Here is a 24,226-nt window from a genome sequence, read left to right as displayed (position 1 = left end):
CCATGCCCGTCGCCCCATTCTCCGTGCATCGGGGGATATTATACCCGGAGGGCTCGGGGAAGCCTCGGCTTTCATCTTCCTCGTGGTCCCGCCGATGGCCCTGTCAGCTCTCCCCTGCACCCAGTCCGGTGAATCTCCTGAAGAACGCGTTCAGTTTGTCGATGACGCGTTGCTTCTTCTCCGTATGCCCTCCATGGGCAGTGAAGCGCGAGACGGGTGGCAGGATGGTGGTGATGGCGGTGCCGCTGGTCTGCAGGGCGCCGTCGCGGAACGCGTTGCTGATGAACCGCTCGGCGGGTTCGGGTTTGAGGTGTTCCTCGTCGATGATGGCGTGAAGCTCCTGCTCACGCCTGGCGGCGATGAACCGCTGCCATTCCCGGTCGACCGGGTTGGTCAGGGATATCGTGTCGACGAAGGTCTCGATGAGGTCCTTCTTGTCGCGCAATGTGGGGCTGGCGTCCACCGCCCGGCTGATCTCGGCGCGGATCTCCCTGTCCTCGCCGTTGCCGTGCTCCTGCCGGTATCTCTCGACGAGCATGAGGATGTAGTCGACGTTGATCTCGACCTGCTTGACGAGCTCGATCTCGAAGGTCACGTCATCGTTGATGCTTTCCTTGTCCCCGTTCCCGGTCTTCCGGAACTCGGCATACAGGTCGAGGTACATGCTGCGGTAGTCCTGGCCGTCGCGTTCCGAGAGGATCTCGTGTCCCGTGTACTCGTCGAAGGAACTGAGGATGTTCTGCAGCCTCAGGATCGTGCCGAACAGGGCGATGAACGCCTTCTGCTGGCTTTCGCCCACGATCCGCTCGCCGGCCGGATACGAACTGACCAGCTCATGAACTTTCTTCGCATACTCCTGGTAGTAGTCGTTGTAAGGTTTGAGCAGCACGATGCCCTTGGCGTCCTTGTTGCCGAAAAGCTCCAATGCTTCGTTGGTCTCTTTCTCCAGGTTGCGGAAGGAGACGATGTTGCCGTACGTCTTGACCGAGTTGAGGATCCGGTTCGTCCGGCTGAACGCCTGGATCAGGCCATGCAATCTCAGGTTCTTGTCCACGAACAGCGTGTTCAACGTGGTCGCGTCGAAGCCGGTGAGGAACATGTTGACCACGATCACCAGGTCGATCTGCCGGTTCTTCAGGCGCAGCGAGAGATCCTTGTAGTAGTTCTGGAACCTGTCCGCGCTCGTGTCGTAGCTCGTGCCGAACATCTCGTTGTAGTCCTGGATCACATCCTCAAGGAAGTCCCGGTCGTCACCGTGCAGGGCGTTCGGGTCGAAGTCCTCCTCGTCGAGGATTCCCTCCTGCGACTGCGTGTTGGGAGCGTACGAGTAGATCAGCCCGATCTTCAAACGCCGGTCCGGCGGCAGATCGGCCTGCTGATGCTGGAACTGAATGTAGTAGCGCTTCGCCGCCTGGATGGACGCCGTGGCGAACAGGGCGTTGAACCCATGCGCCCGCTGCGTCCGCCTGACCTCCGCGACCGCGTCATGCCCGGAGCGACGAGACTTCACCACGTCGGCCACGTTCGTCACCAGCGCATGCTCGTAGCTGCTGGCTCTGCGGGTCTTCTGGTCGAAATGCTCCAGCGTGTATTTGACGATCTGATAGAGACGCCGATTGTCCAGCAGCGCCTTCTCCGTGTCGATGGCCGACACCTGGGCATCCTGCACCGCGCCCACCTGCACGCTGTTGACGTAGTCGATGCGGAACGGCAGCACGTTCCTGTCGCGGATCGCGTCGACGATCGTGTACGTGTGCAGCCGGTCGCCGAACGCCTGCTCGGTGGTCCTGAGCCGGGGGTTCCCGCCGGCACCGGCGTTCGCCGAGAAGATCGGCGTGCCGGTGAATCCGAACAGGTTGTAGCGCTTGAATGATTTGGTGATCAGCGTGTGCATGTCGCCGAACTGGGAACGATGGCATTCGTCGAAGATGATCACCACATGCTGCGAATACACCGGGTGCTGCGGGTTCGCCTGAACAAACAGGGAAAGCTTCTGGATCGTGGTGATGATGATCCGCGCGCCCGGATCCCCCAACTGCCGCTTCAACACCCTCGTGGACGTGTTGGAGTTGGCGGCGCCCTTCTGGAAGCGGTCGTACTCGCGCATCGTCTGATAGTCGAGGTCCTTGCGGTCCACGACGAACAGCACCTTGTCCACGCCATCCATCCGGGTGGCCAGCTGCGCGGTCTTGAAACTCGTCAGGGTCTTGCCTGAACCGGTGGTGTGCCAGACATAGCCGCCGGCCTTCACCGTGCCCAGCTGATGGTAGTTCGACGAGACCAGGATCCGCTGCAGGATGCGTTCCGTGGCGACGATCTGATACGGCCGCATCACCAGCAGCATCCGGTCAGCCGTCAGCACGCAGTACCGGGTCAGGATGTTCAGCAGCGTGTGCTTCGCGAGGAACGTCTTCGTAAAAGCCCGCAGATCCATGATGGGCTTGTTGTTCGCGTCGGCCCACCAGCTGGTGAACTCGAAGCTGTTCGACGTCTGCCGCCTCGTCGACCTACTCTGCTGCCTCGCCTCAACAATGTGCTGGCGTCGCGTCGTGTTCGAATAGTATTTCGTCAGCGTCCCGTTGCTGATCACGAACAACTGCACGTACTCGAACAGGCCGCTGCCCGCCCAGAACGAGTCCCGCTGATAGCGGTCGATCTGGTTGAACGCCTCACGCAAATCCACTCCACGACGCTTCAACTCCACATGCACCAGGGGCAGTCCGTTCACCAGAATCGTCACGTCATACCGATTCGAATACTTCGCCGGACCACCATCCGGTCTCCCCGGCACCTCATACTGGTTGACGACCTGCAGGCTGTTGTTGTGGACATTCGCCTTGTCGATGAGCATGACGTTCTTCGTGCTGCCGTCATCACGACGCAGCACCTGGACCGAATCCTCCTGGATGCGCACCGTCTTCTCGACAATGCCATCGTTCCTGTCGGCGATGCTGTGCGTGAAGAACCGCTGCCACTCCCCATCCGTGAACGTCATATGGTTCAACGCCTCGAGCTGGGCACGCAGGTTATCCACCAGATCGGACTCCGTATGAAGCGGCAGATACTCATACGCCTGCGACTCAAGCAGCTTGATCAGCGAGTCCTCCAGTTCAGCCTCAGACTGATACGATTCCTCGCCGGAAGCGTCAGGCACATACTCCGACACCACCGTGCTCTCCGCCGACACGGCGATCGGGTCGTACCTCAACGCCCTAGCCTCGCTCATACCCCAAGCTCCTTAAACGACAACAACCGATCACGATAAAACTCATACTGCTGACGACGAGCCGCAATCTCAGCAGGCAGACCGGACGAAAGATCAGATACCAGGGAATTAAACTTGTCCAGAATCCGCACGATCTCCTCCTGCACAGGAAGCGCTGGAATGGGAACACGAAAATGTTTGAAACCTGCCATATCTACGGATGCAAAGCTCGAGGTCGTTACATTATTCCTACACCAGTCATCGAGAATGAACCCGTAGTAATACATATATTTCATATCGATCATATGTTGGTATCGAGGTTTAAGGGCTAGGGATGTGAATCTTTGATTCGAAAGGTGGGGCACCGTAACTAATGCATGCTCACCTATCGTCGCAGATGTTGCTACTAATAGCGAATTAGCTGGGAACAGTTTCCCACCTTTTACAGCAATCTCGGGAATCTGTTGTAACGCATGATTAAGAACCCCTCCATTAGCACGAATATCTTCCATCCTGAACCACGGAATGGTGCCTCTGCCATTCCAATATGCAGGGTTGGATTTTGATGGTGTGTAACCATTGCGAAGATCAAATAGTTCAATGACAGACTTGTAATCCACCCCATCCGGACACAATTTCTGGATCAGATCGTCTACTCTGCTATCGCCCTGACCGTCTGCACTAAGCAACTTATTGCGGTAGTACTCGTACTGCTTCCTCCGTGCTTCCAGCTCCGCCTCCAGCTCCGCCTCCAGCGAAGTGAACGAATCCAGAATCCGCACGATCTCCTCCTGCACCGCAAGCGGAGGAACAGGAACACGGAAACTTTCTATCATCGGCTTTCGTATCGAAATGACTGTGGCGCTCACTGCCTTCTTAAGTATGAACTCTTTGAATTTTACAGAAAAATAGTAATAAGCGAATTTGGTTGATATGTGTTGATTAATGAAATGAATCCTATAAGCACGTTGATGTAGAGCGTATTTCCCTTCAACGTAATGAAAAATGTCGCCAATTCCGCCCTCGCCAGGAATCACAATGGCAGTCTCATCGAACTCATAGGTGTCTGAGCGCTGAATAGATTTTGAGCGGACATAAAATGGGTATTTCCCATCAGGAGTGGCATCCTTACGATCGCTATTACCCGTACTAACTTGCGCAACCTCGCTAATGGTACGAAACTCAACCCCATCCGGGCACAGTTCCTGAATAAGATTGTCTATTCTGCTCATGCGTGCGCCTCGCCCGTCACCATTCGGGTAATAAGTGCGATCATGACGTCCTTCTCCTTGGGATTGCTCATGGAGACCATCAACGACAGAGCGGCGAGCGCGTTGCTGCTGATGCGGGGATCGCCTCGCTCATCCTTCAACATGCCGTTGCGGTCGAGGAACGTCACGAACAGCGCCGCGGCGGTCCGTTTGTTCCCGTCGGCGAGCGGATGGTCCTTGACGGTCAGGTACAGCAGGTTCGCGGCCTTCTCCTCGACGGTGGAATACAAGTCATGGCCGCCGAAGCTCTGGTAGATGGCGCCGATAACCGCCTCGAGACCACCCCCGCGCTCGTTGCCCAGAAGATCGTCCTCGGGGAAGGCCGACCGGAGCCCGGCAATCACTTCGCGCGCCTCCCCGACCGTCAGGGTCCAGCGCGGCGTGGCCTTGGGCGAGGCACTGATCGAGCCCGCGTCATAATCCCGCAGCAGCCTCAGGCTGGGCAGATACGTCGAAAGGACGTCCGCCGCGCCGGCGACCAGCGGGTCCGTCGACCGGGAGAGGATACGCACGACCTTGCCGATGCCGTCGAGCCTGCGCCGGTTGATGGCGACTCCCTCGATCAGATAGCGCTTCAGGACGTCGTTCGCCCACTGGCGGAACTTCACGCCCTCGGCGGACTTCACCCTGTAGCCGACCGACAGCACCATGTCCAGCGAATAATGCTCGACCTGATAGGTCTTTCCGTCCGCGGCAGTTGTCGCAAATTTTGCGACAACTGGAACATCGGCGAGCTCCTCCCGCCTGGCGTTGGCGATATGCTTGCCGATCGTCTTCACGTCACGGTCGAAAAGCTCGGCCATCTGCCGACGAGTCAGCCAGACGGTATCGCCACTGGTCCGCACCTGCAGGCTGACGCGACCGTTGCCGGAACGATACAGGACGACCCGCCCCGCATCCTCGCCGACGGAGACCTCTCGGCTCTCGAAGTCGGGCTCACCGTGGGCTTCATCGGATGGCATGATCATCCACCTTGCTCTTCATGCCGTTGGATGCGTCCGATTCCGCAATACGTGGGCTCTCGTCGGATTCTAGGTCCGCGACAATGGCGTCGATCTGCGTCCGGAGCTCTTGCTCTCGTTTGACGATTCCGGCGATGTCCGCGTTGAGCTGGTGGATGTCGACCCTCTCCCGGGTGTCCTTGGGACGCACGTAGCTGGAGACGGCGATGTTGTACTCGTTCTCGCCTATCCGCTCGTTGGACACGAGCTTGGCACGGTATTCCACGTCCTCACGTTCGATGAACCAGCCGAGGATATACTCCCGGTTCTCGTCGGTGAGGCGGTTCTTGTTGCCGGAGCGCTCGAACTGGTCGGAAGCGTCGATGAACAGGATCGCATTGTCCCTCTTCGACTTCTTCAGCACGATGACGCAGGTGGCGATGGTCGTTCCGAAGAACAGGTCGGGCGGCAGCTGGATGACCGCGTCGATGAAGTTGTTGTCCACCAGGTATTGACGGATCTTGCGCTCCGCGCCACCCCGGTAGAGCACGCCTGGGAACTCGACGATGGCGGCGGTACCATCCTCCGAAAGCCAGGACAGAATGTGCATGGTGAACGCGAGGTCCGCCTTCGACTTGGGAGCCAGCACCCCGGCGGGCGCGAACCTCTTGTCGTTGATGAGCAGCGAATTATCCTTGCCCTCCCAGTGGATCGAGTAGGGCGGGTTGGAGACGATCGCCTCGAACGGCTCGTCGTCCCAATGCTTCGGCTCCAACAGGGTGTCCCCGAGGGCGATGTCGAACTTCTCGTAGTTGATGTCGTGCAGGAACATGTTGATGCGCGCCAGGTTGTAGGTAGTCAGGTTGATCTCCTGACCGAAGAAACCCTGCCGCACGTTGTCCCTGCCCAGGACCTTCGCGAACTTCAACAGCAAAGACCCCGACCCGCAGGCGGGATCGTAGACCTTGTTCACCTCGGTCTTGCCCACCACCGTGATACGCGCTAGCAGCTCCGAGACCTCCTGCGGGGTGAAGAACTCGCCCCCGGACTTGCCCGCCTGGGAGGCGTACATGGTCATGAGGTACTCGTAGGCGTCGCCGAACGTGTCGATGACCGCGTCACCGGCATCGCCGAGCCTCAGGCCCCCGATGGCGTCGAGAAGACCGACGAGCTTCTCGTTGCGTTTGGCGACCGTGGCCCCGAGCTTGTTGCTGTTGACGTCGATGTCGTCGAACAGGCCCTTCATGTCGTCCTCGCTGGGCGTACCGACCGCGGATCCCTCGATGTCCTTGAACACCCGCTCCAGCGTCTCGTTGAGGTTCACGTCCTTCGCCGCCCGGGCGCGCACGTTGACGAACAGCTCGCTGGGCAGGATGTAGAACCCCTTCTCCTGGACCGTGTCCCCGCGCCCGATCTCCGCCTGCTCATCGCTGATGGCCGCGTAGTCGAAACCGGGGTTGCCGGCCTCATGCTCGCCGCGGTTGATGTACGACGTGAGGTTCTCGCTGATATACCGGTAGAAGAGAAGACCAAGCACATACGACTTGAAATCCCATCCATCCACCGAACCACGAAGATCATTGGCGATCCTCCAGATCATCCGATGCAGCTCCGCGCGCTGACCCTCCTTGGTTGCTGGTGGCATACGCGTATCTTCTCCCCGCAAATAGTTGCATCATCATCGAGTCTGACCGGATCGCGGTTATCGGCGTCTCCATAGAAGCACCAGTTACCGCGGTCCGAAGACATTATCCCACCTTCAAGAGCATTCTTGAAAATGTCATGAATTGACCGGCATCACAAGAGATCCCTCACGCGACCATATGGACCCCATACGCATACCAACGTCAGTTTGCGGATAGCACGATCCACAGCCACAACGACGTCCAAGCGACACGACCGAACCCAGCCATTCCAAGCCAATGATCCGAGCACAGCGCCGGCGGTCGGGCCGGCGGGATTTGAACCCGCGACGTCCTGCTCCCAAAGCAGGCGCGCTACCAAGCTGCGCTACGGCCCGATGCCCCTCGGGGCACGGTTGTCCATCATACCCGCAACCGTCCCCTCACACGCCTACAATGCCGCGTGAAGGCGTCAACAGCACTCAGGCGCCACGCCGGTGGCTATGCCGCCGACGGCAGAGATGTCAACGGTGGAGAGGTGCCAACGGTGGAGGTGTCGGCCATGTCCCAGAGCGACGATCCGGAATCTCGATGGATCGATGACACGCTCGACCGGCTCTCCCATTCCGATTTCCGCGCCAGGTTCGTCCTCAACACCCACGATCGCTCATATGCCGACGGCAAGGGGCGCGACGTCATCTCCCGTCATGCCCGCGAGCTTCTTCGCTCGCGCGTCGGGGACGCGCATCCCGTCAAGAACGGCAGGCAGACGCCGTGGCGTGGTCATCCCGTTTTCACCGCCCAGCATGCCACTGCGACCTGCTGCCGGGGCTGCATAGCGAAATGGCACGGAATCCCTCAGGGTCGGGAGCTGACCGATCAGGAGATCTCACGTCTGGCGGACCTTGTGATGGCATGGATCGACATCCAGATGCAGGCGTCCTCGGAACAACCGGATGCGCGGTCCGCGCAATCAGGGCGCAAGCGATCAGGACGATCGCCGACCAGCCCCGATCTCAATCCCACCCTCTTCTGAACGCATACCGCTATTGATGAATTTCCATATATAAGTGAATTTCTATATATAGATAAATAGACAGCTAGACAGATAGATCCAGTCGCTCCCCGCACTCCCCCTCCGCAACCCCCATATCTCATGACATCGCTACAATGGCCGCGAGACCGCGGGAGGTAGCATATGGGACGACATCAGCGAGCCGAAACCGCGGGACTGGTGTCCAGCCTCATCTGCGCGGGCGTCGGATACGCGGGGATGACGGTCTTCCTTGCATTCGCCCCGGCCATCTGGCAGGTGAGTCAACGGCTGTATCTGATCTGCTCGGCCATCATCGCCGCCTGCGGAACGCTCTCGTTCGCCATCGGCTACGCACGCCAGTCACGCTCATGGAATCTGCGGTTCGGCTGGCTCACCCCCATCCGCCGCGTGATCGAGATCGCCGCCCTGTCGACCGTCTACGCCTCGACGCTGTTCCTCGCGTCCTTCATGATGCTCGGAATGATGAACGAACTGCTCGGCCGCACGACCAACGACTATCTTTCCGGTCTGTGCGCCGCGTTCGCAGGCATCGCCGGCTATTTTACCTTCGTTCAGGCGACGCTGATGGACGCCAAGACGCTGTCCGGACTCCTCCCCCTGTTCGTCGTCGCAGGCGTGACCACCGCGGGTCTGACCAGCGACGACCCGTATTGGTCCGGCAACAATTTCTCCCAGCTGGGAGACCGCACCACCTTCGCGGCGCGCATGTTCAACTCGACCCTTATGCTCGCCGGGGTCTGCGTCATCATCATCACGTACTTCGCGCTGTCGGAGCTCATCACCACCGAACGGCTGCACAGGCTGCATCTCACGGACAACGGCCGCGCCACCGATGTGGAGGCCAAACATTTCCGCACGCGAACGATCATCCTCGGGGTGCTCCTCATCCTGTCCGGCATCGCCTTCATCGGCATCGGGGCCTTCCGGTACACGCCCCATCCCATCCTGCACAACGTGTTCGCGCGCGGTCTCCCCTGCGTGATGGGCGTGCTTCTCGTGGGACTGCCATGGGTGGCTCCGCAGTTCTCACGGGCCATGTACGTGATGTCGGACGCGATCATCGTCGTATGCTGCGTGGCGGGAGGACTATGGCTCGCCGGCGGCAACACCCTCACCAACGTCGAGGGCGTCGCGGGGCTGCTATTCATGGCGTGGTTCATGGTCTTCACCCGTCAGGTCGCGGCCATCGAGGCCGACCGTGTGGAAAGCAGGATGCGCCACATCCAGAACATGGTAGTCGAGGGGAACGCGATGGTCATCCCCGCCGCCGGCCATGATGAGAAGCGGACGGATCCCGACGCCGACACCGGTTCCAGACTGGCCACGCAACGCTGAGAACGGGAGGTGCCGGACGGGAAGTGCCGGCGCCTCCGGTCAGTTATTCGACCGGTCAGTATTCGATGGGAACCACGGGCTTGGTCGCGCTTTTGAGCAGCAGGAAACTGCGCGGCTGCGCGGTGATGGCGAACCCCGCCTCATAGCTCAACTCCGGCCCCTCGGGGTTATGGGTGTCGACGACGAGCTGCCATTTCGTGCCGTATCGTTCGTCGGGAAGCGTGAACATGATGGGTTCGTAATGCGCGTTGAATATGAGGATGAAGTCGTTGTCAACCATGCGATTGCCGTACCAGTCGACCTCGGGGATGTCCGCGCCGTTGAGGAAGATCATCACGGTGAACGCATGGGTGTTCTGCCAGTCGTCCATATCCATGATCGAACCGTCATGATCGAACCATTCGACCTGCGGAATCCTGTCCGACCCGTCGTCCTCGGCGTCGCGCCCGGTGAAGAAGCGCCGTCGGTGAAGAACCGGATGCTCCAGCCTCAGATGGATCATCTTCGAGACGAAGTCCAGCAGCTCCTGCCTGGAGTCGTCCATCTCCCAATTCGTCCAGGAGATCTCGTTGTCCTGGCAGTAGGCGTTGTTGTTGCCCTGCTGGGTGCGGGCGACCTCATCACCCCCGCAGATCATGGGAATCCCCTGGCTCACCAGAAGGGTGGCGAACAGGTTGCGCATCTGACGCCGTCGCAGCTCGTTGACGTCGGGGTCGGACGTCGGGCCTTCGACACCGCAGTTCCATGAACGGTTGTTGCTCTCCCCGTCGCGGTTGCCCTCGCCGTTCGCCTCATTGTGCTTCTCGTTGTAGCTCACCAGATCGTTCATGGTGAAGCCGTCGTGGGAGGTGATGAAGTTCACCGACGCCACGGGACGACGCCCGTTCTGCTGGTACAGGTCCGAGCTGCCCATCAGCCTGCTCGCGAATTCGGGCAGCGTGGACGGCTGCGAACGCCAGAAGTCGCGCACGCAGTCGCGGTACCGTCCGTTCCACTCCGACCAGCTCGACGGGAAGCCGCCCACCTGGTAGCCTCCGGAGCCCAGGTCCCAGGGCTCGGCGATGAGCTTGACGCGTGAGATCACCGGATCCTGCTCGACGATGTCGAAGAACGCGGACAGCTTGTCCACCTCCTGGAACTGCCGCGCCAATGTGGCGGCGAGATCGAACCGGAAGCCATCCACATGCATCTCCGTCACCCAGTAGCGCAGGCTGTCGGTGATCAGCTGCAGTGCGTGCGGCGAGCGCATAAGAAGGGAATTGCCCGTGCCCGTGGTGTCGAAATAGTGCTGTTCGTCCCCATCGACCAGACGGTAGTACGACTTGTTGTCGATTCCGCGGAAGCTCAGCGTCGGCCCCTTGTCGTTGCCCTCGGCGGTGTGGTTGTAGACCACATCGAGGATGACCTCCATGCCGGCGCGATGGTATGCCTTGACCATGGCCTTGAACTCGTTGACCTGCTCGCCCCGCTGTCCGGAGCTCGAGTAGGCGTTATGCGGGGCGAAGAATCCGATGGTGTTGTATCCCCAGTAGTTGCTCAGTCCCTTCTCCTGCAGGAAGGCGTCGTTGACGAACTGATGTATCGGCATGAGTTCGATGGCCGTAACGCCGAGCTTCTTGAGATACTCGATGACGGTGGGATGGGAGAGTCCCGCGTAGGTGCCGCGAAGGTCGGGCGGCACATGGGGATCGAGATTGGTCATCCCCCGCACGTGCGCTTCGTAGATGACCGAATCGTGGTACGGGATGAACGGATGCTGGTCGCTTCCCCAATCGAAGTAGGGGTTGATGACGGCGGCCTTCATGGTGTGCTCGGTGGAGTCCAGCGTGTTCATCGCCGTGAGGTCGTCGGGGCTTTCGAACCAGTACGAGTACAGGCTCTCATCGCCGTCGATGTTGCCTTCGATGGCCTTGGCGTAGGGGTCGAGAAGCAGCTTGTGGGGGTTGCAGCGCAGGCCTCTCGCCGGATCGTACGGTCCGTGGACGCGATATCCGTAAAGCTGCCCGGGTTGGATTCCCGGAATGTAGTTGTGCCACACGTAGGAGTTCTGCTCGGTCATCTCGATGCGCGTCTCGTGATTGGAATCATCGAAAAGACACAACTCCACCCGTTCGGCCACCTGTGAGAACAGTGCGAAGTTCACACCCGCGCCATCGTAGCTCGCCCCAAGAGGAAACATGGATCCAGGTCTGATCTGCATGCGAACAAGTATCTCACGATTGGTGTCGTCGTGGAGCGACTGACGGTGAACCATCCGACAACCTCCACCTAATGGACGCCATCGCCCGGAACGCTATCGCCGCCTCTCGCGCCTCAGACGCTCATGAAGTATGGCAATCGTCGAGTTCGACGCCGCGACATGCGAGTCCATCAGCTCCCGCCACGTCACCCATGCGGACTCCACATGCTCGCTGTCGTCGAAATGGCGCGGCTTCATCGTGAATCGCCGCAGACGCACGATCATGATATGCGCTAGCTCGTCGGTCATGCCCTCGGACGAGTAGCAGTCCTCCACGCGTTCGATGCGCACGTCATCCGGACCTTCGACCACCACGCCGGTCTCCTCGGCAAGCTCGCGCATGGCCGCATGCTCCACGTCCTCGCCCGGATCGATAAGACCCGCCGGCAGTCCCGGCACGAATCCATGCGACCCTATCCGGTACTCGCGTTCAAGCAGATAGAGGTCGCGCTCGACGTCATGCACCAGCATGACCACGCAGGGCGCATGATGGATGAGCTGGCGCTGGATGCGATCCGCTCCCCCCGACGTCGTCGGGAGATCGATGATCACGTTCTGGATGTCGAAGATGGGCCCCGAATAGACGGTCTCGCTGCCGGCGATTCTCGGTTCGGCGTCCATATCAACTCCATCGGAGGACTCGGTCAAACGTCTGGAGACCTCCGCGGGAATCCTATCGACGCGCATACCCGCAATCCGCGCGTCCGTCGGCACCGCCGATGCCGTCGTCCCCTTCACGGTGCCATTCGCAGTGCCGTCCATTGTGCCGTTCGCGTCTCCGCATCCGATGCCATGACGATGATCAGCCATCATTTCTCCGTTTCTCCCGTCCCCGCGTTCCCGCAAACCGCCGTCGCTTTTCCGTCAGCGCACCACCATGGTCCAGGGATCGGTCGTGATCCCCACCCGGAAGACCCCGGGTCTCTCGCCGGTGAGGCGTTCGACCTGATCGGGGACGTCCTCGACCGCGTAACCAAGCCAGAGGGATTCGATGGCCGAATGAGGGGTATTGATAAGCATCGGACGGACGGTATGATCGCCATCCGTGGTCACGCGCGCCTCGAATCGCGCGCGTTCGATGGCATCCGTGGCGGGATGGTGCCTCAGATCGCTGGTGACGTACACGTCCACACCGGCCGCGCGCACCTCATCGAACAGCGAGTCCCCGGATCCGGGAAGCACGGCGACCGTACGGACCAGCGCATCCGGATCCCCGGCCGCCTGAACGCCCAAGGGCGTCGGCGGCAGCGCCTCTGCCACCCTCCGAACGAAATCGGCAAAGGGCAGCGGCTCGCGAAGACGACCCACACGGCCCAATCCCGGTTCGAACGTCGACCGCCGGTCCGTCCCGTCGCGACCCGCGTGACCGGATATGGAGAGCGAGCCATCGTCGTCACCGCCTTGTACGACAGAATGCCCGTCCGGCGCCCTCGCCGGCACGAGGGGACGCTGATCGACGATGCCGAACGCGTCCGCCGCGGCCTGTCCCACGCCACGCAAGGATGCATCGGCGTTGGTGTGCCCGACCCACAATCCGCAACCCGCGCGATACAGCTTCGCGACAAGGGCGCCGTGCGAAGCCCCTCCGGCATATGGAAGTCCGGAAACCTCATGCACGGAACGGAACAGCAGAGGATGGTGGCATACGAGAAGATCGGCTCCCCGCCCGATGGCCGCATCAACGACGGCGGCCGTGGGATCGACGGCGAAGGCGATGGTACGGACCTCGTCGTCACCCATGCCCACGATCAGACCTGGATGGTCCCAGTCCTCCGCCCATCGCAGCGGATACAGCATCTCCAACGCCTCGACGACCCGTGACAATCTCACCATGACGATCGACTCCTTCCAGCACCACAACGACGACGGGACTCCGGCGGGGTCTCGAAGACCCCGAACGCAACCGCCTGCGGACGCACGATCCACAACCCCACGGATCCGGCCGGATACCCGCAAACACCGTGGTCCAATGAGGCAATGGTCCAATGAGGCTAATGTGCGGCCAACTGCCAGTCGGCACCCACTCCTACGGACACGCTCAAAGGCACGGCCAACGACACCGCGTTCTCCATCGCGTCGCGAACCACCTGCTCCACCCGGTCGAGCTCACCCGCGGCGACCTCCACCACGAGCTCGTCGTGAATCTGGAGGATGACGCGGCTGCGCAGACCCGCCGCCCGCAATGAGCGCGTGGCACGGATCATGGCAAGCTTCATGATGTCCGCCGCCGATCCTTGGATGGGCGCGTTCAGGGCTCCACGCTCGGCCGCCTCACGCGCCGCCCTGTTGGTGGAGCGCAAAGCCGGGAAATACCGACGGCGTCCGAACATCGTCTCCGTATAGCCCTTGTCCCGCGCGCCCGCGACAAGGGACTCGAGATAGTCATGGACCTTGCCGAACGTGGCGAAGTACTTCTCCTTGAGCACGTCGGCGGCCGCCGGACTGACTCCCAGCTGCCTGGCCAGCCCGTAGGTGCTCAGTCCGTAGGCGAGCCCGTAGCTCATGGCCTTGACGTGGCCTCGCTGGTCGGAGGAGATGTCCTCGACCGGAATCTGGTATACGAGGCTGGCCACATAGCGATGGAAATCGGCCCCCGAGCGGAAGGCCTCGATCAACGCCTCGTCGCCGGACAGGTCGGCCATGATGCGCAGCTCGACCTGCGAGTAGTCGCAGCTGAGAAGCGACTCGTATCCCTCCCCCGGCACGAACACGGACCTGATCTCACGGCCCTCGGTGTTTCTGTTGGGGATGTTCTGCAGGTTCGGATCGGTCGAGCTCAGACGTCCCGTCGCGGCCACCGTCTGCTCATAGGTGGTGTGGATCCGTCCATCCCGTGGGTTGATGGAGTCGATCAGCGTCTGGACGATCTGCTTGAGCTTGTTCGTCTCCCGATGGCGAAGCAGCGCTCCCAGAAAGGTGTTGGCGCGCTCGTTGCCCGCCGAATGCACGTACAGGTCCTGCAACGCGGCGGCGCTGGTCGTCCGGGCGCCGGTTTTCGTTCTGCGGGTGGGACGAAGGCCAAGCTCGTCGAAAAGCACGCTTTGGAGCTGTTTGGGGCTTTGCAGGTTCACCTCGCGCCCCGCAGCCTCCCATGCGATGCTCTGGGCCTGTTCGGCGTCCGCCGTGAACTGCTTCAGAAGATCGTCTATGCGTTCCGCGTCGACGCGGGCGCCCGCGACCTCCATGCCGTACAGCGACTGGGACACGGGCAGCTCGATGGTCGTCAGCAGCCCATATTGATGCCTCTCATCAAGAACCGCGCCCAGCTTCACCGCCAACGCGTGAACGATGGCCGCGTGTCGCACGGCCTTCTCCCGCACGGCGTTCCGCCCTGCGGTGCGGTCATCCGACTCATCGTCCGTCGTGCCGTCGATGTCAAGCGTTCCCTGCGCCGGCTCCTCGTCGGGATCGTCCACATGAACGTCGAGGAAATGCGCCGCGCACTGCTCCACCGTGTCCGCGTGGAAATCCGGTTGGTCAAGATACGCGCCGAGCTTCGTGTCGAACACCGGTCGGGGCATACCGATTCCCCATGCGCCGAGTATGTGGAGATGCTCCTTGTATCCATGGACGATCACCCGGTCCTCCCATGAGGACAGAGCGTCGGACAGAGCGTCACGCAACGTTCCCGACCGAGCCGTTCCAGATTGCGCCGCTGCTGTTCCGGGCCGCGCCGCTGCGGACGGCTCGGTGTCGTCCACCTCGATGTCGTCCACCTCGATGTCAGCCACCTCGATGTCAGCCACCTCGATGTCAGCCACCTCGATGTCAGCCGCCTCGATAACCGCAGCGCGCCCGCCGTCCATCAGGACCAGCGTCTCAAGACTTTCGCCACCGGGCTTGGGACATCCCTCGGCATGCACCGTGATGGCGGATTCGATGGTGGGTGATCCGACCCTCTGGTCGATGGCGGGGAGCCCATCCTCCCCGGGCATGGGAATATCTCGGTCGGAGGGCCCCGGGTCGGAGGCAGCGCCGGCACCTGCGACGGATGCCGCGGCATCGGTGGCGCCGACATCACCCGCATGGCATTGTGCCGCCCATGCGCGAAGCTGATCCGCCGTCGAGACGATCTCGATCCGCGGCATGTCCAACTCCGCGGCCGGCTCAACGCCGGAGTCTGAATCGTCTCCCCCGGCGTCAAAGGCATCCAGGACCCTGCGCATGGTCCTCTCCCCGAACTCCAGTTCATGGAAAAGCTCCGTCAGCGCCTTCCTGTCGGGATGCCCGAACGTCATGGCGTCAATGTCCACGCCCAGATCCAGATCCCTCACCAAGGCGTTGACCTTGCGGTTGAGCAGGACCTGGTCGATATTCTCCCGCAGGGATTCGCCCTTCTTGCCGCCGATGGACTCCGCGTTCTCGACTATCCCCTGAAGGGATCCGTACTTCGCGATCCATTTCGCGGCGTATCCGTCGCCGACTCCGGGAACGCCGGGGATGTTGTCCGCGGTCTCGCCGCGCAGGGCCGCGAGATCGGGATACTGCGTGGGCGTGACGTGATACTTCTCGATGACCGCCGCGGCGGTCATGTGGTGGAGGTCCTTGAAATGATGGCCGGGATAGAGGACGGTGATGTCGTCGTCGATGAGTTGGAAGGCGTCGCGGTCCCCGGACAGAACCAAAGTGCGCAGGCCGGCCTTCTCGCCCATGCTCGCGAGGGTTCCGATGATGTCGTCGCCCTCATAGCCGGGCTTCTCGATATAGACCACGCCCAGAGCCATGAGCATGCGCTGGATCAGAGGAAGCTGCGGGAGCAGCTCCTCGGGAGCCGCGTCGCGGGTTCCCTTGTACTGAGGAAGGAGCGTGTTGCGGAACGTCCCGCCCTTGACGTCGAAGGCGACGGCCAGATGATCGGGTTTTTCGGTCTGTATGACCTGCGACAGCATCGAAGCGAAGCCCCATATCGCGTTGGTGGCCATACCCGAGGATGTGCTGAAATTATCGGCCGGAAGCGCGAAGAAGGCGCGGAAGGCCAGAGAGTGGCCATCGACGACGAGCAGCGTGCCCGTGTCCTCCACCGCGTGCGTTTCAGGATTCCGGCTACTGCTCGTCCTCTGGGACATCGTCCTCCTTGGGTTCGCCGTATTTGGCAATGATCGCCAGCGCAAGTCTCTTCTTGGGAATGCGCTGGTCCATCGATGTCTTCTGAATCCATCGGAAGGCGCCCTGCTCCGAGAAATCGGCCTTGTCCATGAGAAGTCCCTTGGCACGGTCGACGAGCTTGCGCTCCTCGAGGGTCTCCTCGCTTTTGCGGAGCTTCTCCTCGGCGACGCGCAGACTGTCCTCGGCTTCTTGAAGACGCCGCTCACTGGCCTCCACGCTGTCCAGAAGGTCGTTGATCTCGTTGAAACGTCCCATGGCGACCTCGAGCGCCGGAAGAAGCTTCGACTCCTCATACGGCTTGGTCACATACGCCATCGCGCCCGCACCGGTGGCCTTCTTGACCAGATCGGGCTGAGAGAACGCGGTGAGCATGACCACCGGCGCGATGTTCTCGTCGCAGATCGTTCCAGCGGCGGCGATGCCATCCATACGGGGCATCTTGACATCCATGCAGACGACATCCGGGCGCAGCTTCCGCGTGAGCTCCACCGCCTCCTCGCCGTTGGCGGCCTGGCCGACCACCTTATAGCCGTTGTCCTCAAGCATGGCCACCAGATCCATGCGATTGACGGACTCGTCCTCGGCCACAACCACCGTGGGATGGCTCGACGTTCTGGACGGTGTCGCCGGAGCGGACACGACCTCGTCATCCTTGGCTTCGGTGTCGACGGCCTGCGTCACGGCTTTGAGCTCCTCAGGGGTGAGAACCTCGTTATCCACGCCGGTCGCTGATTCGTTGTTCCTCTTCCTCGTGGGCATATCAACCTCTTTCCAACGGACGCTGGATCCACTCTCCGGCATCGGCGACGACCTCATGCGCCATACACTCACACGTGCCCCCGGTGGGACTCGAACCCACACTGTGCAGATTTTGAGGCTGCTTCCTCTACCAATTGGGATACAGGGGCGGTCACGGCGGCAGCCTTCCCGACCACCCGTCGCACATCACGCAGATAAGCATATCAGCACCCCTGACGCCGTGTGTCGTCGAGGCATACGGACCGGTATGGCCTCTTGCGCCCACGGCGTTTCACGTCGCGGAGCCTTACAATGGGAAAGGGTTTCAGACAGGCGTCCATTGAACTTGACGGCCTGTTGATCAGTGATGTGACGAGGAGTTGCCATGAACAAGAAAACTTATCGCCGGTTCGATCCATGGCGTCCCGCGCCCGTCAGGGAGCAATCCAGGGAGCAGCTCATCGACGGTCATTACTTCACCGTGGAGCGCGTGTCACTGAGCTCGTCGACGTCGTCGCGATTCGATCGCCTGATCCTGCGCGAGAACCACGGGGACACCATCGGGATTCTGGCACAGACCCCGGATGGAAGCATTCCGCTCGTGGAGCAGTACCGGCTTCCCAGCCATCGGTGGACGTTGGAGATTCCCGCCGGGCACGCCCATCTGGACCACGAGAAACCTGTCGACGTCGCGCTGCGAAAACTCCGTCAGGAGGCCGGATACGACGCCGGGCACATCTCGCAGTTCATGCGTTTCCTCAACACTCCCAGCTTCTCCACGCAGCACACCTCGCTGTTCTACGCAACGGATCTGAGCACCGTCGACCGTGGTGAGATAGGGCCGGAATCACCGAGGTCCAACGTTCGCCTCGTCTCCCCTGACGATGCCTACGACATGGTGATCAGGGGCGTGGTCATCGATGCGAAATCGATCATAGCGATCATGCGGCTGCATGAGGGACTGCGGCATCCCCAGACCGGCCCCTCCGCGGAATGACCCGAATGACGATGACCGCGCGGACGGCCCGACCGGCATAGACCACGTCGGCGCGGTCCGCGCATAGGGAAGGGCCCGCACAACTATTCCTGTTGTGCGGGCCCTTCCTGATTCTTCCTGCCCTGTATCTTTATTGCCCTGTATCTTTACGTCACCGTAATCTTTACGTCCCTGTGCCTTGCGGGCGACGGACGATGGGCGACGGGCGGTATCAGTCGCAGGCGCCCACGGTGTGAACGTAGATCGAATCCGTGCGGCCGGGCTGGTGATCCCCCTGGGCGGAGCTGAGAACGACGATCTTGTCACCGTTGGAGACCTTGCCCGCGGAACGGAGGACCTCATCCGTATAGATCATCAGATCCTTGCGGCTCTTGCCGTGGTAATCCTCATCGACCAGGAACGCCTCGGTTCCCCAGCTGAGCGCCAGCCAGTGGAAGGTGTGGAAGTTGTTGGTGATGCCGTAGATCGGCGAGGCGGGACGCTCGCGGGAGACGCGATGCACGGTGCTGCCGGTCTGCGTGAAGGCCACGATCGCCTTGGCATTGAGCTTCTCGGCAAGATCGACGGCCGCGGATGACACGGCACCCGTGCTCGACATATCAAGGTTCTTGAGATTGGGGATGCGGTCGTATCCGTGCTCGGTGGCATATCCGGAGATGCGGCTCATCGTCTTGACGGTATCGACGGGGTAATCGCCCACCGCGGTCTCGTTGGACGTCATGGTCGCGTCCGCGCCATCAAGAATGGCGTTGGCGCAGTCGGAGGCCTCCGCGCGGGACGGCACCGGGGAATGCACCATGGATCCCAGGACCTCGGTCGCGACGATCACCGGCTTGGCGTATTGACGAGCGAGCTCGATGCACCGCTTGGTGACCAGCGGGACCTCCTCGAACGGCATCTCGACGGCCATGTCGCCACGGGCGACCATGATGCCATCGAATGCCTTGACGATCTCCTCGAGATTCTCGACCGCCTGGGGCTTCTCGATTTTGGCGACGATCGGGATGCGGCGTCCCTCCTCGTCCATGATCTCGTGGGCGCGGTCGATGTCCGTGGCGAAACGCACGAAGGACATGGCGATGATGTCCGCGCCGGTCTGGATTCCCCAGCGCAGATCCGCCTCGTCCTTCTCCGTCAGAGCCGGAAGGCTCACTGCGACGCCGGGAAGATTGATGCCCTTATGGCTGGAGACGGGACCCGCGACGACCACCTTGGTGTGGACGTTGTTGCCCTCGACCTTCGTCACCTCGAGACGGACCTTGCCGTCATCGATGAGGATGGGGTCGCCCGCATGGCAATCACCGGGAAGACCCTTGAACGTGGTGGAGGTGATGGTCTCGTCGCCTTCGACGTCATCGGTGGTGATGACGAACTCCTGGCCCTCCGTGAGCTGGACCTTGTCCTCGCCATCGGCGTTCTTCTTGAACCAGCCGCAACGGATCTTCGGCCCCTGCAGGTCGACGAGAACGGCCACATTGCGGCCCGTGGCCTTGGAGGCCTCACGGACGTTGTTGTAGACCTTGAGATGATCTTCCGGAGTTCCGTGCGAACGGTTGAGCCTCGCAACGTCCATTCCGGCCTCGACGAGCTTGGTGATGTTCTCCAGCGATTCGGTAGCGGGACCGATGGTGTCGACGATTTTGGCTTTACGCATATGCCTGCCTACTCCTGTTCGTGTAAAAATACCGTGATCCGGATGCACCCCGGACACGCAGCTTCCACACTACTAGGTTTGCGGTACGATTGTGCGAAGTATTTCCAGCGTGTTGTTAGCGCTCACACCCCTCTTTCGCCACATCCTTCTTTCGCGCAGACGAGCAGCCGGCATCACGTCGCTCCGCCAGGGACATCCCCGCAGGACGTCCGCGGACGTCACTCCTTTTCGGCCCGCTTCATGCTGATGACGCTCGCCAACGACGCGCCTCCGATCGCAAGGACGATCACCAGAAGGGACAGCCATGTGGGAACCTCCGGGACCCATTCGACACCCTGTCCCCCATTGATGAACGGCAGGGTATTGCCCGAAAGGGCCTCCATGATGAGCTTCACCCCGATGAATCCCAGAACGACCGACAACCCCAACGGAAGGTACACGAGCTTGTCGAGCAGCGCGCCCAACAGGAAGTACAGCTGCTGCAGCCCCAGAAGCGCGAAGACGTTGGAGGTGAAGACGATGAACGGATCCTTGGTCAAACCGAAAATCGCGGGAATCGAATCAAAGGCGAACATAACGTCCGTGGTGCCGATCGCCAGGAAGACGATAAGCATCGGAGTCCAGTAACGCCGTCCGTCACGGGTCGTCCTCAGATGCTCCCCATCGAAGTCGTCCGTGAGGGGAACGACGCGGCGCAGCATGCGGATCAGCCCGTTCTCGTGGTATTCCTCGTCCTCGTCATGTCCGGTGACCAATTTGATCGCCGTGACGATGAGAAAAGCCCCGAACAGGAAGAACACCCACGTGAAGCGCGTGATGATGGCCGCACCCACCAGAATGAAGATCCCGCGCAGCACAAGCGCCACGGCGATTCCGACGCTCAGCACGTATCGCTGCAGCACCTTCGGAACCGCGAAGTTCGACATGATGATCACGAACACGAACAGATTGTCGATGCTCAGCGAATATTCGGTCAGCCACCCCGAATAGAACTCCACCGCCGGCTTCGGCCCCGAGACCACCCAGATCAGCGCGCCGAAGACGAGCGCCATCGCGACGAAGAACACGATGTGCCTGATGCACTCCTTCGTCGACGGCACGTGGGGACGCCGCCCGATGACGAAGATATCGACGACGAAGAACACCGCGAGAACGATGAAGGTCGCCACCATGAAGGCGATAGGGGTTTCCGACATGCCCTCCAGCATAGGAAGTGGCTGTGACCACGGGCCGCCCGCGACCGGTGCCCGGCGCCGCACGACGGCGTCAGCGTCGCGCGTCGGTGATCTGTCTCAGCTCCTTCTTCAGGTCACGTATCTCATCGCGCAGTCGCGCGGCCAGCTCGAACTGCAGCTGTTCCGCCGCGGTGTGCATCTGCGCGCTCAGCTCCCGGATGATGTCGCTCAGATCCTGGGCGGGCAGCCCCGCCTTGAGGATCTCCTCATGGCGGCGGCGCGCCTCCCTCTCGTCAGCACGCGGAACCCCCAGATGGGTGTTGCCCGCCTTCCCCGCGTTGCGATAGCCTCCCGCGAGCAGCGTCTCGGTGTCGACGTCCTCCTTGGCCAGCATGTCGTTGACGTCGCTGATCTTCTTGATCAACGGCTTGGGATCGATATGATGCTCCCGGTTGTAGGCGATCTGCCTGTCCCGACGGCGGTTGGTCTCGTCAATGGCCTTGTGCATCGCCTCGGTGGTGTGGTCCGCGTACATGATGACGGTTCCCGAGACGTTCCTCGCGGCCCTGCCGATCGTCTGGATCAGGGAACGGTACGAGCGGAGGAACCCCTCCTTGTCGGCGTCGAGTATCGCCACCAGCGACACCTCGGGAAGATCGAGCCCCTCCCGAAGAAGGTTGATGCCCACGATGACGTCGATCGTGCCCTCGCGAAGCTCCCGAAGAAGCTCCACTCGGCGAAGCGTGTCGACGTCCGAATGCAGATACTCGACCTTGACTCCCTTGTCGAGCAGATAATCGGTGAGATCCTCCGCCATCTTCTTCGTCAACGTGGTCACCAGCGCGCGCTCGTGACGGGAGACGCGGTCCCGGATCTCCGCGAGGAGATCGTCGACCTGACCCTCCACGGGGCGCACGTCGATCCGGGGATCCACCAGACCGGTGGGCCTGATGATCTGCTCCACCACGCCGTCGGACAGTCCCATCTCGTAATCGCCGGGCGTCGCCGAAAGATACACGGTCTGCCCCACGCGATCGAGGAACTCGGGCCATTTCAGGGGGCGGTTGTCCATCGCCGACGGAAGACGGAACCCATGCTCCACCAGCGTGCGCTTGCGGCTGGCATCCCCCTCGTACATCGCACCGATCTGGGGGACGGTGACATGGGACTCGTCGATGACCAGCAGAAAATCGTCGGGGAAGAAATCCAGAAGCGTGTGCGGCGGCGTCCCCGGATCTCTGCCGTCGAAATGCCGCGAGTAGTTCTCGACTCCCGAGCAGACGCCGACCTGCGAGAGCATCTCCAAGTCGTAGGTCGTGCGCATCGTCAGGCGTTGGGCCTCAAGCTCCTTGCCCTGCCTGCGCAGCTCGGCGACGCGGTCGTCCAGCTCCTCATGAATGGACGACAGCGCTCTGGCCATTCTCTCGGGACCGGCTATGTAATGGGACGCGGGGAAAATGTGCACCTGCGTCTCATGGGCGATGACGTCGCCCGTCAGCGGATGGAGCGTGGATATGCGGTCGATCTCGTCCCCGAAGAACTCGATGCGTATCGCCAGCTCCTCATACACGGGAATGATCTCAACCGTGTCCCCTCTGACGCGGAAGGTCCCTCTCGTGAAGGCGATGTCGTTGCGCTTGTACTGCATCGAGACGAACCGGCGCAGCAGCTGGTCTCGGTCCATCCGCTGCCCCTCCTTGAGGAACAGCATCCTCCCCGCATACTCCTCGGGGGTTCCCAGACCATATATGCATGAGACCGTCGCCACCACCACGCAGTCGCGCCGGGTCAGCAGATTCGCCGTGGCGGCGTGCCGCAGTCGCTCCACGTCGTCGTTGATGTTCGAATCCTTCTCGATGAAGGTGTCCGTCTGGGGAATGTACGCCTCGGGCTGGTAATAGTCGTAGTAGGACACGAAATAGCTCACCGCGTTGTCGGGCATGAGCTCGCGGAACTCCGCGCACAGCTGCGCGGCCAGCGTCTTGTTGGGCTCAAGTATCAGAGTCGGTCGCTGCAACCGCTCGATAAGCCACGCGGTGGTCGCGGTTTTGCCCGTTCCGGTGGCGCCCATGAGCACCACGTCGTTCTCGCCGTTGTTGATGCGGGTGGCAAGTTCGTCAATGGCCTGCGGCTGATCGCCGGACGGCCTGTATGGTGATTTGACGACAAAGGGCTTGTTCGTCCGTTCGATGTTGAATCCCATGTCCTCACACGTTTCCGTCGGCATCCGTGGCCGACCCTGTCCATACAGTATGCCGCAGGGGATGCCGTGGCGGGCATTCCGCGGCCCATTGCGCGGCCAGCGAATCGACGAGATCCATCATGTCCGGCAACGGCAGGGTGGAGTCGATGACGATGTCGGCGATGGCCCTGCGGGACCTCCCGGACGGCTGGCTGGCGATACGGTCGCGCGCCTGCTCCTCGCTCATGCCGCGGGACGTCATCATACGCGACACCCGCACGCTCGCCGGCGCCTCCACCGTGATGATGTGGTCGAAACGGAAGGGTATGGTTCCGATGACCTCGGCCAGCAGCGGCACATCATGGACGACGAGTCTCGGATCATCCAGCGATGCCTCACGATCGAGCGCCATGCGGAACACCTCGGGGTGGACGATGGAATCCAAACGCACGCGCGCGTCGGCGCCTGAGCCGGGACCGAACACATGCCCGGCCATCCATACGCGATCGAGCTCGCCGTCGGTTCCAAGCGCCTCCGGACCGAACACGGAGACGATCTCTCGCAGAACGCCGCTCCCCCGAGCGACCGCCCGCCGAGCAAGATCATCGTAATCGATGACGGGGATGCCGAGGTCGCCGAACCGGCGGGCGACCGTGGTCTTCCCCGCTGCGATGCCTCCTGTCAATCCGATTCTCATCACATGC

Annotated in this window: 16 protein-coding genes and 2 tRNA genes; 3 read left to right on the top strand and 15 right to left on the bottom strand. The window is 61.4% G+C overall.

Features of this window, described 5'->3' with window-relative positions; all coding sequences use genetic code 11:
• Nucleotides 1–103 precede the first annotated feature (103 nt).
• From BMIN_RS02640 to BMIN_RS02620, 5 genes are all read right to left on the bottom strand, one after another.
• Nucleotides 104–3,226, bottom strand: a complete 3,123-nt coding sequence (locus tag BMIN_RS02640) for a type I restriction endonuclease subunit R (protein ID WP_022861399.1) — start codon at nucleotides 3,224–3,226, stop codon at nucleotides 104–106.
• Nucleotides 3,223–4,437, bottom strand: a complete 1,215-nt coding sequence (locus BMIN_RS02635) for a restriction endonuclease subunit S (protein ID WP_022861398.1) — start codon at nucleotides 4,435–4,437, stop codon at nucleotides 3,223–3,225. The genes BMIN_RS02640 and BMIN_RS02635 overlap by 4 nt, the downstream gene beginning before the upstream one ends.
• A complete protein-coding gene (locus BMIN_RS02630; RefSeq protein ID WP_022861397.1) occupies nucleotides 4,434–5,438 on the bottom strand; it encodes a virulence RhuM family protein/type II toxin-antitoxin system death-on-curing family toxin in 1,005 nt (334 codons plus the stop codon). Before BMIN_RS02630 ends, BMIN_RS02635 begins: the two co-directional genes overlap by 4 nt.
• Nucleotides 5,425–7,062 (bottom strand): type I restriction-modification system subunit M, encoded by a 1,638-nt coding sequence (locus BMIN_RS02625; protein ID WP_081648025.1) that lies wholly within the window; start codon nucleotides 7,060–7,062, stop codon nucleotides 5,425–5,427. The genes BMIN_RS02630 and BMIN_RS02625 overlap by 14 nt, the downstream gene beginning before the upstream one ends.
• A 301-nt stretch (nucleotides 7,063–7,363) precedes the next feature.
• Nucleotides 7,364–7,437 (bottom strand) — tRNA-Pro (locus BMIN_RS02620).
• 164 nt (nucleotides 7,438–7,601) lie between these two features.
• On the opposite strand from BMIN_RS02620, the gene BMIN_RS02615 reads away from it, so the two are divergent.
• Nucleotides 7,602–8,075, top strand: coding sequence for a DUF4186 domain-containing protein (locus BMIN_RS02615; protein WP_033395576.1), 474 nt, complete (start codon nucleotides 7,602–7,604; stop codon nucleotides 8,073–8,075).
• A gap of 162 nt (nucleotides 8,076–8,237) precedes the next feature.
• Entirely contained in the window at nucleotides 8,238–9,431 is a 1,194-nt protein-coding gene (locus BMIN_RS02610) for an ABC transporter permease (RefSeq protein WP_022861394.1), read from the top strand.
• A gap of 55 nt (nucleotides 9,432–9,486) precedes the next feature.
• Here BMIN_RS02610 and glgX read toward each other — a convergent pair whose 3' ends face one another.
• The 6 genes from glgX to BMIN_RS02580 all read right to left on the bottom strand — a co-directional run bounded on the left by glgX (nucleotide 9,487) and on the right by BMIN_RS02580 (nucleotide 17,684).
• Nucleotides 9,487–11,610 carry a glycogen debranching protein GlgX gene (glgX, locus tag BMIN_RS02605; protein ID WP_026647520.1) on the bottom strand — a complete coding sequence of 708 codons (2,124 nt, stop codon included), beginning with the start codon at nucleotides 11,608–11,610 and terminating at the stop codon, nucleotides 9,487–9,489.
• A 114-nt stretch (nucleotides 11,611–11,724) separates the two neighbouring features.
• On the bottom strand, nucleotides 11,725–12,357 hold the full coding sequence (locus BMIN_RS02600) for an NUDIX hydrolase (RefSeq protein WP_026647519.1): 633 nt from the start codon (nucleotides 12,355–12,357) through the stop codon (nucleotides 11,725–11,727).
• A gap of 177 nt (nucleotides 12,358–12,534) precedes the next feature.
• Nucleotides 12,535–13,503, bottom strand: a complete 969-nt coding sequence (locus BMIN_RS02595) for a Nif3-like dinuclear metal center hexameric protein (RefSeq protein ID WP_022861391.1) — start codon at nucleotides 13,501–13,503, stop codon at nucleotides 12,535–12,537.
• A 158-nt stretch (nucleotides 13,504–13,661) separates the two neighbouring features.
• On the bottom strand, nucleotides 13,662–16,736 hold the full coding sequence (gene polA, locus BMIN_RS02590; RefSeq protein WP_051126353.1) for a DNA polymerase I: 3,075 nt from the start codon (nucleotides 16,734–16,736) through the stop codon (nucleotides 13,662–13,664).
• Nucleotides 16,714–17,535, bottom strand: coding sequence for an ANTAR domain-containing response regulator (locus tag BMIN_RS02585; RefSeq protein ID WP_026647518.1), 822 nt, complete (start codon nucleotides 17,533–17,535; stop codon nucleotides 16,714–16,716). Before BMIN_RS02585 ends, polA begins: the two co-directional genes overlap by 23 nt.
• Before the next feature lie 75 nt (nucleotides 17,536–17,610).
• A tRNA-Leu gene (locus BMIN_RS02580) sits at nucleotides 17,611–17,684 on the bottom strand.
• A gap of 215 nt (nucleotides 17,685–17,899) precedes the next feature.
• Between BMIN_RS02580 and BMIN_RS02575 the strand changes: the two genes are divergently transcribed.
• Nucleotides 17,900–18,511, top strand: a complete 612-nt coding sequence (locus tag BMIN_RS02575; protein ID WP_022861388.1) for an NUDIX domain-containing protein — start codon at nucleotides 17,900–17,902, stop codon at nucleotides 18,509–18,511.
• Nucleotides 18,512–18,722: 211 nt separating this feature from the next.
• On the opposite strand, the gene pyk is transcribed toward BMIN_RS02575, so the two are convergent.
• The 4 genes from pyk to coaE all read right to left on the bottom strand — a co-directional run bounded on the left by pyk (nucleotide 18,723) and on the right by coaE (nucleotide 24,219).
• Nucleotides 18,723–20,165 (bottom strand): pyruvate kinase, encoded by a 1,443-nt coding sequence (gene pyk, locus BMIN_RS02570; RefSeq protein WP_022861387.1) that lies wholly within the window; start codon nucleotides 20,163–20,165, stop codon nucleotides 18,723–18,725.
• Between the two features lie 218 nt (nucleotides 20,166–20,383).
• Entirely contained in the window at nucleotides 20,384–21,361 is a 978-nt protein-coding gene (locus BMIN_RS02565) for a TerC family protein (RefSeq protein ID WP_026647517.1), read from the bottom strand.
• A 70-nt stretch (nucleotides 21,362–21,431) separates the two neighbouring features.
• Nucleotides 21,432–23,543 carry an excinuclease ABC subunit UvrB gene (gene uvrB / locus BMIN_RS02560; protein WP_026647516.1) on the bottom strand — a complete coding sequence of 704 codons (2,112 nt, stop codon included), beginning with the start codon at nucleotides 23,541–23,543 and terminating at the stop codon, nucleotides 21,432–21,434.
• A gap of 4 nt (nucleotides 23,544–23,547) precedes the next feature.
• Nucleotides 23,548–24,219 carry a dephospho-CoA kinase gene (gene coaE / locus BMIN_RS02555; protein ID WP_022861384.1) on the bottom strand — a complete coding sequence of 224 codons (672 nt, stop codon included), beginning with the start codon at nucleotides 24,217–24,219 and terminating at the stop codon, nucleotides 23,548–23,550.
• Between the last annotated feature and the right edge of the window lie 7 nt (nucleotides 24,220–24,226).

The sequence above is a fragment of the Bifidobacterium minimum genome (genome assembly GCF_000741645.1).
Classification (GTDB): Bacteria; Actinomycetota; Actinomycetes; order Actinomycetales; family Bifidobacteriaceae; genus Bifidobacterium; species Bifidobacterium minimum.
The sequence above is the reverse complement of the archived record's forward strand: the minus strand, read 5'-3'. Positions and strand labels throughout refer to the sequence as shown.

What these genes read in the sequence shown, in the direction of transcription:
- BMIN_RS02640 (WP_022861399.1), bottom strand. Translation starts at nt 3,226, where the DNA reads ATGAGCGAGGCTAGGGCGTTGAGGTACGACCCGATCGCCGTGTCGGCG.
- BMIN_RS02635 (WP_022861398.1), bottom strand. Translation starts at nt 4,437, where the DNA reads ATGAGCAGAATAGACAATCTTATTCAGGAACTGTGCCCGGATGGGGTT.
- BMIN_RS02630 (WP_022861397.1), bottom strand. Translation starts at nt 5,438, where the DNA reads ATGCCATCCGATGAAGCCCACGGTGAGCCCGACTTCGAGAGCCGAGAG.
- BMIN_RS02625 (WP_081648025.1), bottom strand. Translation starts at nt 7,062, where the DNA reads ATGCCACCAGCAACCAAGGAGGGTCAGCGCGCGGAGCTGCATCGGATG.
- BMIN_RS02615 (WP_033395576.1), top strand. Translation starts at nt 7,602, where the DNA reads ATGTCCCAGAGCGACGATCCGGAATCTCGATGGATCGATGACACGCTC.
- BMIN_RS02610 (WP_022861394.1), top strand. Translation starts at nt 8,238, where the DNA reads ATGGGACGACATCAGCGAGCCGAAACCGCGGGACTGGTGTCCAGCCTC.
- glgX (WP_026647520.1), bottom strand. Translation starts at nt 11,610, where the DNA reads ATGTTTCCTCTTGGGGCGAGCTACGATGGCGCGGGTGTGAACTTCGCA.
- BMIN_RS02600 (WP_026647519.1), bottom strand. Translation starts at nt 12,357, where the DNA reads ATGCGCGTCGATAGGATTCCCGCGGAGGTCTCCAGACGTTTGACCGAG.
- BMIN_RS02595 (WP_022861391.1), bottom strand. Translation starts at nt 13,503, where the DNA reads ATGGTGAGATTGTCACGGGTCGTCGAGGCGTTGGAGATGCTGTATCCG.
- polA (WP_051126353.1), bottom strand. Translation starts at nt 16,736, where the DNA reads ATGTCCCAGAGGACGAGCAGTAGCCGGAATCCTGAAACGCACGCGGTG.
- BMIN_RS02585 (WP_026647518.1), bottom strand. Translation starts at nt 17,535, where the DNA reads ATGCCCACGAGGAAGAGGAACAACGAATCAGCGACCGGCGTGGATAAC.
- BMIN_RS02575 (WP_022861388.1), top strand. Translation starts at nt 17,900, where the DNA reads ATGAACAAGAAAACTTATCGCCGGTTCGATCCATGGCGTCCCGCGCCC.
- pyk (WP_022861387.1), bottom strand. Translation starts at nt 20,165, where the DNA reads ATGCGTAAAGCCAAAATCGTCGACACCATCGGTCCCGCTACCGAATCG.
- BMIN_RS02565 (WP_026647517.1), bottom strand. Translation starts at nt 21,361, where the DNA reads ATGTCGGAAACCCCTATCGCCTTCATGGTGGCGACCTTCATCGTTCTC.
- uvrB (WP_026647516.1), bottom strand. Translation starts at nt 23,543, where the DNA reads ATGGGATTCAACATCGAACGGACGAACAAGCCCTTTGTCGTCAAATCA.
- coaE (WP_022861384.1), bottom strand. Translation starts at nt 24,219, where the DNA reads ATGAGAATCGGATTGACAGGAGGCATCGCAGCGGGGAAGACCACGGTC.